This window comes from uncultured Fibrella sp., from assembly GCF_964250085.1.
Lineage (GTDB): Bacteria > Bacteroidota > Bacteroidia > Cytophagales > Spirosomataceae > Fibrella.
In genome coordinates, this window is sequence record NZ_CAXUEC010000012.1 from 1 (window position 1) to 11,758 (window position 11,758).

12 protein-coding genes are annotated in these 11,758 nt (G+C 51.6%); 5 read left to right on the top strand and 7 right to left on the bottom strand.

Annotated elements, in window-relative coordinates; translation table 11 throughout:
- Positions 1-125: 125 nt before the first annotated feature.
- The 3 genes from tyrS to ACFE8Q_RS26685 form a co-directional block, all read right to left on the bottom strand.
- Positions 126-1,424: a tyrosine--tRNA ligase gene (tyrS, locus tag ACFE8Q_RS26675; RefSeq protein ID WP_375448508.1), complete on the bottom strand. Its 1,299-nt coding sequence runs from the start codon at positions 1,422-1,424 to the stop codon at positions 126-128.
- A 112-nt stretch (positions 1,425-1,536) separates the two neighbouring features.
- Positions 1,537-2,733 (bottom strand): S-adenosylmethionine:tRNA ribosyltransferase-isomerase, encoded by a 1,197-nt coding sequence (locus ACFE8Q_RS26680; protein WP_375448509.1) that lies wholly within the window; start codon positions 2,731-2,733, stop codon positions 1,537-1,539.
- Entirely contained in the window at positions 2,723-3,238 is a 516-nt protein-coding gene (locus tag ACFE8Q_RS26685) for a hypothetical protein (RefSeq protein WP_375448510.1), read from the bottom strand. The genes ACFE8Q_RS26680 and ACFE8Q_RS26685 overlap by 11 nt, the downstream gene beginning before the upstream one ends.
- Positions 3,239-3,404: 166 nt before the next feature.
- On the opposite strand from ACFE8Q_RS26685, the gene ACFE8Q_RS26690 reads away from it, so the two are divergent.
- Positions 3,405-3,956 (top strand): cob(I)yrinic acid a,c-diamide adenosyltransferase, encoded by a 552-nt coding sequence (locus tag ACFE8Q_RS26690; RefSeq protein WP_375448511.1) that lies wholly within the window; start codon positions 3,405-3,407, stop codon positions 3,954-3,956.
- Between the two features lie 23 nt (positions 3,957-3,979).
- Here the strand turns inward: ACFE8Q_RS26690 and ACFE8Q_RS26695 are convergent, their stop codons facing one another.
- Complete coding sequence (locus tag ACFE8Q_RS26695; protein WP_375448512.1) at positions 3,980-4,393, bottom strand: DoxX family protein; 414 nt, start codon at positions 4,391-4,393, stop codon at positions 3,980-3,982.
- Between the two features lie 266 nt (positions 4,394-4,659).
- Here ACFE8Q_RS26695 and ACFE8Q_RS26700 point away from each other — a divergent pair, with 266 nt between their 5' ends.
- From ACFE8Q_RS26700 to ACFE8Q_RS26710, 3 genes are all read left to right on the top strand, one after another.
- The gene (locus ACFE8Q_RS26700) at positions 4,660-5,730 is read left to right on the top strand and encodes a branched-chain amino acid aminotransferase (RefSeq protein WP_375448582.1); all 1,071 of its coding nucleotides are present in this window, start codon (positions 4,660-4,662) and stop codon (positions 5,728-5,730) included.
- A 117-nt stretch (positions 5,731-5,847) separates the two neighbouring features.
- Positions 5,848-6,759, top strand: a complete 912-nt coding sequence (locus tag ACFE8Q_RS26705) for a ChaN family lipoprotein (RefSeq protein ID WP_375448513.1) — start codon at positions 5,848-5,850, stop codon at positions 6,757-6,759.
- 3 nt (positions 6,760-6,762) lie between these two features.
- Positions 6,763-8,157, top strand: a complete 1,395-nt coding sequence (locus tag ACFE8Q_RS26710) for a sodium:solute symporter family protein (protein WP_375448514.1) — start codon at positions 6,763-6,765, stop codon at positions 8,155-8,157.
- Here the strand turns inward: ACFE8Q_RS26710 and ACFE8Q_RS26715 are convergent.
- On the bottom strand, positions 8,148-8,588 hold the full coding sequence (locus ACFE8Q_RS26715; RefSeq protein WP_375448515.1) for an NUDIX hydrolase: 441 nt from the start codon (positions 8,586-8,588) through the stop codon (positions 8,148-8,150). The two genes, ACFE8Q_RS26710 and ACFE8Q_RS26715, sit on opposite strands and share 10 nt — an antisense overlap.
- A gap of 121 nt (positions 8,589-8,709) precedes the next feature.
- On the opposite strand from ACFE8Q_RS26715, the gene ACFE8Q_RS26720 reads away from it, so the two are divergent.
- Positions 8,710-9,420, top strand: coding sequence for a ThuA domain-containing protein (locus ACFE8Q_RS26720; protein WP_375448516.1), 711 nt, complete (start codon positions 8,710-8,712; stop codon positions 9,418-9,420).
- A gap of 1 nt (position 9,421) precedes the next feature.
- Here ACFE8Q_RS26720 and ACFE8Q_RS26725 read toward each other — a convergent pair whose 3' ends face one another.
- Together ACFE8Q_RS26725 and ACFE8Q_RS26730 are read right to left on the bottom strand one after the other, a co-directional pair.
- Positions 9,422-10,450, bottom strand: coding sequence for an MBL fold metallo-hydrolase (locus tag ACFE8Q_RS26725; RefSeq protein ID WP_375448517.1), 1,029 nt, complete (start codon positions 10,448-10,450; stop codon positions 9,422-9,424).
- A 94-nt stretch (positions 10,451-10,544) separates the two neighbouring features.
- A complete protein-coding gene (locus tag ACFE8Q_RS26730; RefSeq protein WP_375448518.1) occupies positions 10,545-11,588 on the bottom strand; it encodes an NAD(P)-dependent alcohol dehydrogenase in 1,044 nt (347 codons plus the stop codon).
- Between the last annotated feature and the right edge of the window lie 170 nt (positions 11,589-11,758).

The window sequence follows — 11,758 nt, forward strand, 5'->3', positions numbered from 1 at the left end:
ATTGGGACTGCAAAAGTAGGGCAACTTTACCCCCATGTCAAGACCCTGTTAAAAGAAAGTAATTAACCTTTTTCGACTTCACCTGTTAACCACTTTCTTTCAGCTAGTTAAGCCTCGAAAAAAAGTTAAACTTTTTTCAGCAAGTGATTCTTCTTGCCTTTCGAAACCAGCAAATAGCGGTCTTGAAGCCATTCCAAGGCCAGTGAAGCAGCCGGATCGTTGACTTTTGCTTTGTTCAAACTGACCGCATTTTGGCTGATCGCGCGCCTGGCTTCGCCCTTGGACGCATAAATTTCCCCCTTCGACGCCACTGATAACAGGTCAGTAATGTCTTTGCAACTTGCTAAATCATCAGCAGAAACCTCCGTTTGGGGTACTCCTTCAAAGATTACGTCGAACTCATCGACAGCGATAGATCGTAACGTATCAATTGTTGCCTTACCAAATAGTACTTCTGATGCTTTTACCGCCAGGTCATATCCTTCCTGACCGTGTACACGCGTAGTCACTTCCTGGGCTATAGCTTTCTGCAATAACCGTAGGTGTGGCGCTTCTACATGTTCGGCTTCCAGACGTAGTATCTCTTCCTGTGAAAGCAACGTAAATACACGAATAAGACGAGAACAGTCATTATCGGTAGTGTTGAGCCAAAACTGGTAAAACTGGTAAGGCGATGTCAGTTTTGGATCGAGCCAAACGTTCCCGCTTTCCGACTTACCAAACTTGGTCCCATCGGCCTTCGTCACCAGCGGTGTTGTCAAGGCAAAGGCCCGGTCATCTTCGGCCTCGGTACCGCGCTCTTCCTTACGTCGGATGAGCTCAGTGCCAGTGGTAATGTTTCCCCACTGGTCGGAGCCGCCCATTTGTAAACGGACGCCTTTATTCTTGTAGAGCCAGTAATAATCGTATCCCTGCAGCAGTTGGTACGAAAACTCGGTAAAAGAAATGCCCGTTTCGAGGCGCTTCTTCACTGAATCCTTCGCCATCATGTAATTAACGGTAAGGTGTTTGCCCGCTTCGCGCAGAAAACCCAGAAACGAAAACTCCTTGAACCAGTCGTAGTTGTTGACCATTTCGGCCGAGTTGGGCGCATCGTTGAAGGCTAGAAACTTCTCTAACTGCTTCCTGATGCCTTCCTGATTGAGTCGTAATGTTTCTTCCGACAGAAAATCGCGTTCTGCTGCTTTGCCAGACGGGTCACCAATCATGCCGGTAGCGCCACCAATTAAGGCGAATGGCTTATGCCCGGCCCGCTGGAAATGAACCAACAGCATGATCGTAGCCAGGTTTCCAATATGCAGTGACGCCGCCGTTGGGTCAAAACCAATGTATCCGGCGGTCATTTCTTTACTAAGTTGGGCTTCGGTACCGGGGGTCATGTCGTTAAGCATGCCCCGCCAGCGGAGTTCTTCAATGAAATTCATGAGAGAGAATTAAAGAGCGAAAGGGTGAAAGAGTGACTATTCCAATGTTAATGACTGGTATAGATTTGATGGTTAGCCACTCTTTTACTCTTCCACTCTTCCAATTAATGTTTCAAGGTAATAGTAGTGACGAATCGCCGTAGCTGAGAAAACGGTAGTCGGTGCTAAGCGCTTCTGTATATATAGTACGCCAGGCGTCGCCGACTAAAGCAGCAATCAGCAAGATGAGTGTGGAGCCCGGTTGGTGAAAATTGGTAACAATACCCCGACACATTTTCATCTGGTAGCCCGGTGTTATATAAATAGCTGTATGGGCCGTCAACAATGGCTGTTTATGCTGTTCCATATATAGACGTACTGCGTCAACGGCTTCCTTTGCAGATGGCTGCTTCTCCGCAGGTACGTTATAGGCATATTCCTGATCCAGATGAAACGGATCGGGGTGGTCATTGAGTAACCGAACGCCAAACCAATACAAGCTTTCGAGTGAGCGCATCGACGTAGTGCCAACCGGAATTAGACAATCAATGTGTTTCAGAACGTTCGTTATGTTTTCCCGCGTGTAGATAACTTGTTCTGAATGCATTGTATGCTGTCGGGGATCATCTGCCTTGATAGGCTGGAACGTACCTGCGCCAACATGTAGCGTCAGCGCATCATGGCCAATGCCACGTTCAGCCAACGTACCCAGCACCTCTTTAGTCATATGTAGGCCGGCAGTGGGGGCAGCAACTGCTCCTTCCTTCTTAGCATACACGGTCTGGTAAGTGGTATTATCAGCGGCAACGGGTTCCCGTTTCAGATACGGCGGCAACGGCATCTGACCAGCTTGCTCGATCAACTCGGCAAAGGTTTCATCATCGGGTTGCCAGGTAAATCGAATTAAGCTCTTCTCGGCATCTTCCCACTCGGCAATCAATACTACCTCGCCGAAAGTAAGTAATAGCGTTTCACCTTCACGCCATTTTTTGCGATTGCCAATCATGCATTGCCAAACAGCGCTGCCTGTATCGAGCATTGCCTCGCCAATAGGTCTGTCGGCAGGCGCGGGACTAAGCAGGAATAGCTCGATGGTTGCGCCCGTGGATTTGGTAAAGAGCAGCCGCGCCGGAATCACCTTTGTGTTATTGAACACCAGAAAGCTGTCGGCGGGCAGCAAATCGGGTAGTTCATAGAACCGATGATGGCTGATCTGCCCTTCCTTATAAACCAGCAGTTTCGACTGGTCGCGTTTGGGCAACGGGAACCGGGCAATGCGCTCGTCGGGCAGGTCGTATTGAAACTGGTCGAGGCGCAGGTCAGGGAACATGGTCAACGGGTGGTTTCATCATCAACCGAATGGGCAATGATATAATGACAATACCCAGAATGGCCGTGCTGACAGGTAACAACCAGCCGTAGTCGTTTGAATCGGCGCTGACATTACTGCGATTCAGAAAGGAGAGCACCATCAGGCCCAACGCCAGTATGGTGTTGAAAGCCGCCGACAAGGCATAAAACCAATTCACATATATATCAATCAGCTTCTTCCGCTGCCCTTCCCACGCGACTGGATTTGGATTTGGAATCTTATCGGCGGGTATTTTCGGAAACAGGCGGGTAACGGCATTGGTTATGACATAAACTGAAATAAAGATGCCAATGCTAACGTAGAAAATGACCTCCCGACTCAGGTATTGAACCGCCTGACCGCCCTCATTGAACCGGAAAGCTACTTCACCCGGATACGAAATATAGCTGCTCATCAACAGGCCGACAAAGCCAAGGATGGACAGAATTCGCCAGGTGCGAACGAAAAAAGAACCAGCGCGCATAAATACGGTCTAACGACGTGTTGTTATTGGGCCGCAAAGGTACGGGGGAAGTTAGTCCAAACTCTAACGTTTACAGGTCAAAGTTGCTCTGCCCTTATGCTGCGTACCCATATAGACGTGTACCTTTAACCACTAAACAATAGACGTTTAACAGGCATTCATTTTCATGAAAATATATACAAGAACCGGCGACGCTGGGCAGACATCACTCATTGGTGGGCGGCGCGTTAGTAAAGCCGACCTGCGAATTGATACCTACGGCACCGTCGATGAGTTGAACTCGTGGATCGGCCTCCTGCGCGACCAGCCCGTCAACGCAAATCGCCGGCCACTCCTGAAGGAAATCCAGGATCGGCTCTTTACGGTAGGGGCCGAATTAGCCACTGACCCGGAGAAGCCGCCTCGTCAGGCCATTCCAGCCATTATTGAAGCCGATATTACCCGCCTCGAAGACAATATGGACGCGATGGACACGGAACTCCCCGAACTTCGGAAATTCGTTCTTCCGGGTGGCCATGCGTCTGTTTCGTTCGCGCATCTGGCCCGCACGGTGTGCCGCCGCGCCGAACGACTTGCAATCGCGCTCAACAATGAGTCACCGGTTGATCCGCTCGTGGTAACGTACCTGAACCGCCTCTCAGACTATCTTTTCGTCTTGAGCCGGAAGATGGCGCAGGAGCTCGTTGTAGAAGAAGTAGCCTGGGAGCCGAGAGTGTGAAACAGCAAACGGTAAACTGTGCTTCACTCCCTCCCCAGCATGATCCGGTCGACGGAGTAGAAGTTGGATTGCTGTGTCCAGACGAGGATGAAGAAGATGACTGAGTAGATTAATTGTGAGGCGACAACATCCCATTTCTGCTGAAACGACGTACCTACCATCAACGCCATCATCAGCAGGCTGGCCGATACGAGGGCGTAACGCGTAAACATGCCGATGGTAAGCAGGATGCCAATAATTAGCTCAACATAGCTGAGCACTGTTCCGAAGGCGTAAACGAAAAATGGAGGAATAGGGGTCTGGCTGAAATCAGCAACCATTTTATCACGGAATCCACCAGCACCTTTGATGAACCGGGGAATAGCGTGGAAGGTGAAATTTACACCCATTGTCAGCCGTAATAAGAGGTAGGCCAGGAACTGATCAGACATTTTCATACGTCAATACACTTTAGGGTAGAACGTCGGGAAGGCATCTTTAGCCCATTCGGTACAGAATTTGTTTAGTTTTCGGCTAACCTCATGAGAATGAGTGCCTGATTTTTATACATTTGTTGTCAAAGCAACTAATTGATATGTCATTACGCTACACTGTCATTAAGTGGTCATTTGCCTTCGGCGTCATTCGCCGTGAAAGCAAACAATGACGCCGAAGGCAAATGACCACTTAATGACAGCGTAGCGTAATGACATATCCAAAAACCATGACCACTGACTTGCTTCAAATCGAGATGCAGAAGGCTACGCAGAGCCGCATCAAGGAAGTTGACTTCAACAATCTGCCCTTCGGTAAGCACTTTGCCGATCACATGTTTGTAGCCGACTACGCCGACGGCCAGTGGACCGATCTGCGGGTGGTGCCGTTTGGTGATTTTTCGTTCAATCCGGCGCTGTCATCACTGCATTACGGACAGTCGATTTTTGAGGGCATGAAAGCCTATAAGAATGAAGCTGGTGAGGTACTGATGTTCCGCCCGCTCGACAACTGGGCGCGCATGAACGAATCGGCCAAGCGCATGTGCATGGCGACAATTCCTGAAGAGGTGTTCATGGGTGGTCTGGAAGCGTTGCTCCGTACCGATGCCGACTGGGTACCAAACCAGCCCGGCAGCTCGCTCTATATCCGTCCGTATATGTTTGCTACCGACGTGTATCTGGGCGTAGCGGCATCAAAAACATACCGTTTCTGCATTTTCACTTGCCCGGTAGGCGTGTATTATTCCAAGCCACTGAAAGTAAAAGTGGAGATGAGCTACATCCGATCGGCACCGGGTGGTGTGGGAGCAGCGAAGTGTGCGGGCAACTACGCCGGTTCGCTATACCCAACCCTGCAAGCGCAACAGGCTGGCTACGATCAACTGCTCTGGACAGATGCCACTGAGCACCAGTACTTTGAAGAGTCGGGCACAATGAACGTGATGTTTGTGATTGATGGCAAACTGGTAACGCCCGCCCTGTCTGATTCCATTCTTGACGGAGTAACCCGCCGCAGCATCGTAGCCATTGCCAAAAGCTGGGGAATACCCGTTGAAGAGCGAAAAGTCTCGATCCGCGAAGTGATCGATGGCATCGAGAATGGCTCCCTGACCGAAGCATTTGGTGCCGGGACGGCCGTGGTAGTGTCGCCTTTCCAGGTTATTGGCTTCGAAGGCAAAGACTACATGCTACCAGAACGCGCTCCCACCGACTCGTTTGCGGCCCGCGTAAAAGACTATATGAACGACCTCCGCACGGGTAAGATAGAAGACTCGTTCGGCTGGACGTATAAAGTTTAGTTTACTGTCTTCCGTTTTCAGTTGCGCTGCCAGTTAACGAAGTAGCTTACCTGAGAACGATTAACTCGTAAAAATAGCCGCAGTTGCAAAACTGGCGGCTATTTTTGTTATATGACTATGCAATCTATCTCTTTGGCGTTGAGCTTACTAACGCTTCTTTCCTTTCGTAGCGACAAACCGGCCTATTTATTCTACACCCAAACGGGCAAAGCTACTTCCTACGAAAAGTTGCTGAAAGAAGCGGCTGGGGCTGATGTGGTGCTGTTCGGCGAGCTACACAACAACCCCATCTGCCACTGGTTCGAACTTCAACTGGCAAAAGACCTGGCCGCCCAATTAGGTCCAAACCTGGTACTGGGAGCCGAAATGTTCGAAGCCGACAACCAGCCAGCACTGACCAGGTACGTTAGTGGGCAGACCTCAGATAAAGAATTTGCCAAAGAAGCCCGATTGTGGCCAAATTACGCCACCGATTACCGCCCCATCGTGGATCTGGCACGGGACAAAAAGCTGACGTTTACCGCTACCAACGTACCCAGGCGGTATGCCAGCCTGGTAGCCCGGCAGGGGTTGGCGGCTCTCGATACCGTTTCGGCGACAGGCAAACAGCAAATGGCCAGGCTCCCTCTGATTGTTGATCTTACGCTTCCCGGCTACAAAGGCATGCTCGACATGATGGGCGCTCATGGCGGATCAACACCGAGCGGTGGTCAGCAGACCAGTGGTAGCCCCGCCGAAAATTTTGCCCGGGCGCAGGCCCTGAAAGACGCTACGATGGCCCGGTTCATTCTGGAGAACGGCCAGTTCAGCGGTGCAAAACCTGGCCGGACAGTGCTTCATTTTAACGGCGATTACCATTCCAAGAATTTCGAAGGCATTGTTTGGTATCTCCGTCAGCAACAGCCAAACTTGAAGATTGTAACGGTCTCATCGGTCGATGCCGAGGACATCTCGAAACCGCAAGCCGACTGGAAAGGGCTGGCGACGTACATACTGGCTATTCCCGGCGATATGACGAAGACTTATTAACGTATGCTCATAACCTGCATTACGCTTTATTTGCTGTCGAACATCGCAATTGGGGCGTGGGCAGCGCGGCGGGTTACTACCTCGCAGGATTTTGTGCTGGCCGGACGGGGCTTATCACTGGCGCTGGCTACGTCGGTCACCTTCGCCACCTGGTTTGGGTCGGAAAGCATCATGGGTGCGCCCGCCAAATTTGTAGAAGGTGGCGTACTGAGCATCATCGAAGAGCCGTTTGGCTCAGCCCTTTGCCTGTTTTTGGTCGGCGCTTTCTTCGCCCGGCCGCTTTACGAACAAAACATCACTACGTTTTCCGATTACTTCCGCCTCCGGTTTGGCCGATCAGCCGAGCTGGTGAGCGCCGTAATCATGATTCCCTCCTACTTCAGTTGGATCGCCGCGCAATACATTGCCATCGGCATTGTGCTGAACGTAGTGATGGGCATCCCGATGGCCTGGGGTATCATTGCCAGTGCCACCATCGTGATGATCTACACATTACTGGGCGGCATGTGGTCCATTTCGATCACCGACTTTCTGCACAACCTCATCATCATTCTGGCCCTGCTGGTATTGGCTTTTATACTCTATCCGCAGGTTGGCGGCATCTCAGGCGTAACAGCCCGAATGCCCGACAATTTCTTTCAATTCCTACCGCCAGCCAGTCTCAACGGCTGGGCAACGTACCTGGCAGCCTGGATGACGATCGGCCTGGGTAGCATTCCGCAACAGGATATCTTTCAGCGGGTGATGTCGGCCAAGTCGGCGCGGGTATCGGTGCAGGCGTCGTATCTGGCATCGGGCCTGTACCTGTCGGTGGCCGCCCTGCCCTTATTCATTGCGCTGGCAGCGCGGCTGTTGCATCCAGACTTGGCTGGTGTAGACGAGCAGAGCCGTCAGTTAATTATTCCCAATATGGTGATGCGGCACGGAAGCCTGCCACTCCAGATCCTGTTTTTTGGGGCACTTACCTCAGCCATTTTAAGCGTATCGAGTGGAGCCATTCTGGCACCGGCCACCGTTTTTGGGGAGAATATTCTGAAGTTTTTCCGACCCAATCTTACGGATAGCCAACTCCTGAAAGCGATTCGCTGGGCCATTGTTGTGATCTCGGTCATTTGCGTAGCTATGACCTTACAGCGTACCACCAGCATTTTCGATCTCGTGGGCGAATCGTCGGCCTTCAGCCTGGTGTCGCTGTTCGTCCCCCTCACCGCCGGTATCTACTGGAACCGGGCCACCAACCAGGGTTGCCTCTGGTCAATCGTGCTTGGCTTCGGTGCCTGGCTCCTTTGCCTCTGGCTGGAAACATCCTTTCCGCCCATGCTTTGGGGCCTCATCGCCAGCACAGTGGGCATGATTGGCGGGAGTCTCGCTAATCATGTCAAGGATCCTCAACCGTAAAATGGCTGCTCGATGTAGCCCAGGTACGTTGTCGGCAACATGGCCGTGTGGTGTTCCTGAATAGCCGTAGCCACGCTGGGGTACATCGCCAGACCAGCTAATTCATCGATGGGTTTCCAGACGATACTTTGAGCCGTAGTGTGAACCGGGTTCAGTGTTGGCTCGCCACCGAAAATCTCGCCGAAGAAAACGCAGTGTAGCACATCTTCCTTCTGATTCGGGCGGGTAACAACGCCGCAGAACAGCATGTTGAAGACCTGAATCTCTACACCTAGCTCTTCCATCAGTTCGCGTTCGAGCGTCGCCTCCAGATCTTCGCCGGGATCGGGATTGCCGCCGGGCAGGGCAAAAACGTCAGTATCACCATAGCGATACTGCATTAGCAAGACGGCATCATTACGAAGGAGAACAACAGCGGGGCGAACGGTCATTGAACTTTGGTTGATATAGGCAGGCAATCGGTTCTGGCAAGATAATAGACGATTAAACGGCGTGGCACCATTAAATTAATCAATTCTGCGCCTTTATAGATAAATAAACTCCGATTTCATTATGAAATTCTTCGCCATTGCGCTGCTTGTCAGCCTGACCTATACCACCTACGCCCAGGATGCGGTGCTGGTTTTTTCCCGAACAAAAGGATACCGACACGCTTCCATTGGGGCGGGTAAAGTGGCGATCATGAAGATGGGCCAGGAAAATAAATTCCGGGTCGACACCACCGAAGACGCGAATGCGTTTACCTACGATAACCTCAAAAAATATAAAGCCGTTGTCTTTCTGAGCACAACGGGTAACGTACTCGACACGGTTCAGCAACAGGCTTTCGAGCAATACATCAAGAAAGGCGGTGGATACATGGGTATTCACGCAGCAGCCGATACGGAGTATGACTGGCCCTGGTACAATCAGCTTTGCGGAGCTTATTTCCTGAGTCACCCTAAACAGCAGGATGCTGAAGTAGAGGTAATCGACAAAAAGCACCCATCTACGAAAGGATTGCCCGACCGCTGGAAACGGTTCGACGAATGGTATAGCTACAAGAAGATCGTTGACGGCCCAACCGTGTTGGCTAAACTCGATGAGAAAACGTATACGGGCGGGGCCAACGGCGATAATCACCCCATTGCCTGGTACCGTAAATTCGACGGAGGCCGGGCATTCTACACCGGCATGGGCCACACCGATGCGGCCTATGTGGAGCCACTTTTCGTAGAACACCTCCTAGGCGGCCTCCGCTGGACGATGGGCAAAGCGAAATAAATTACCGCTTAAACACCATTGCTTTCCCCTCCACAGGCACAACAAACCGCTGGAGGGGAATTTTTTGTTTCAGAAGTTCCTTCGTCAGATCATCGCGCGGTTCAAAGAGGCCATCGTCTCCCTGCTGGAACGTACCGAAATGAATACCAACGCTCTGCGGCTGACCCAAGTCATTGAACGCCTTCACCGCATCGATAGGCGACATGTGAACGGGGGCCATGAACCAGGTTGGGCGGTAGGAACCGATAGGCAGCATAGCGAACTTGACTGGGCCCGTTTCGCTCAGTTCTGCCTGGCGAACAACCTTCGGAAACAGATCGCCGTAGCCCGTATCGCCCGCGAAGTAAATGGTACCAAACCGGGTGTGCAGCAGATAACCCGCCCAAAGCGTGCGGTTACGATCACCCATGCCCCGATTGCTGAAATGCCGGGCCTCCGTGCAGGTAATCGTGAGTTTATCAGACAGAACCAGCTTATCATTCCAGTCCATTTCCTTAGTTGTATTACCGCCTGCTTTTTTGGGTAGATACGACACACCCAATGGCGTTACCATTGGGGGATTGAAGTCCCGGGCCAGCCGTTGCAACGTACCTAGGTCAAGATGGTCGTAGTGGCAGTGGCTTAGTAGCACGGCGTCGATGGGCGGCAGGTCTTCGTAACGAATTCCCGGCGGACGACGGCGTTTAATGCCCAGCCATTTTGTAGGCCCAATCTTCTGTGACCAAACAGGATCTGTCAGAATGTTTAACCCGTCGACCTGAAGCAGGAAGCTGGAATGCCCAACGAACGTGACGATCAGGCTATCACCGAAAACCCGTGTTTGTGGTTTAGGCCCCGGCTGCGCATCTGGCGCATCGAGCCAGGGCCCTTTGTCTCGATTGAACAACCATTTGAGTAGCCCTCCTTTTCGGTCAACAGCCGGACCAGTGTTGGCAAATTTCTTACCGTTGAAATGATCGGTTACGGGTCCTTTATAGCGGGGTGCGCAGGCAGCCAAAAAGAGCAGAGTCAGCAGGTAGGTATGCTTCATGCAATAGATGGTAGGTGGCTGTTAGGTATGGAATGTAGAGACGCAAAATCTTGCGTCTCTACGCGTGTCAGCAATTTACTAGCAAACTTTACCCTTATAACGTACTCATATCGATAACGAACCGATACCGGACGTCGCCTTTCAGCATTCGCTCATAAGCAGTATCAATCTCGCTCATCGGAATCAGTTCAATGTCGGAAACGATGTTGTGCTCGCCGCAATAATTCAGCATTTCTTGAGTTTCAGGCATACCGCCCGTGTTTGAGCCAACAAGGCTCTTCCGCGAGCCGAGTAGGTTGAACACACCGATCTCGGCGGGTGTTGGCGGCGCACCTACGCAGATATGTACCCCATTCACCTTCAGCAAGCCCAGGTACATATTATAATCATGCGGAGCCGAAACGGTATCGATGATAAAATCGAAATAACCCTTCACGGCTTTCACCTGATCGGCGTCTTTTGTAAGCACAAACTTGTGTGCGCCCAGCCGTTTAGCGTCTTCTTCTTTGGAAGCAGACGTGCTCAGCATGGTCACTTCGGCTCCAAAAGCCACGGCAAACTTAACCGCCATGTGGCCCAAACCGCCCAGACCCAGCACGGCCACTTTATGCCCCGGCCCAACTTTCCAGTATTTCAGGGGCGAATAGGTGGTTATTCCCGCGCACAACAGCGGGGCAACAGCCGCCAGGTCGAGCGACTCGGGAATGTGAAAGACAAAGTCTTCGTGGGTGATGATCAGGTTGGAATATCCCCCGTATGTCGGCGTTTTTTTATCCTGCTCGCGGCCATTGTACGTCTGCGAATTACCGTTCAGACAGTACTGCTCCAGACCCTGCTCGCAGCTTTCGCAATGCCGACACGAATCGACAATGCACCCTACCCCCGCCAGATCACCTACCTTGAATTTGGTAACGTGATCGCCAACGGCCGTTACCCGACCAACAATTTCGTGCCCAGGCACCATCGGGTAAATCGATCCGCCCCACTCATCACGTACCTGGTGAATATCGGAGTGGCAAACGCCGCAAAAATGAATATCGAACTGAACATCGTGGGGTTTCAAGTCCCGCCGTTCGAATTGAAAAGGTGCCAGAGGTGCTTTGGCATTTTGTGCTGCGTATCCTTTCGCTGCAATCATAATACTATATTGGTTTAATGGCTGAAGAGATCAGTTCACTTACCCGGCTACCGGTCTGGTCGACTCATCGGTTGTTCCCGGCTGGCACTGGCTGTCGACTGCTTTCTGTTAGGTAACAAGAAAAGGGGCACCATGTCTGCCGGTGGGCTCATAAATAGTTTCTCCGTCAA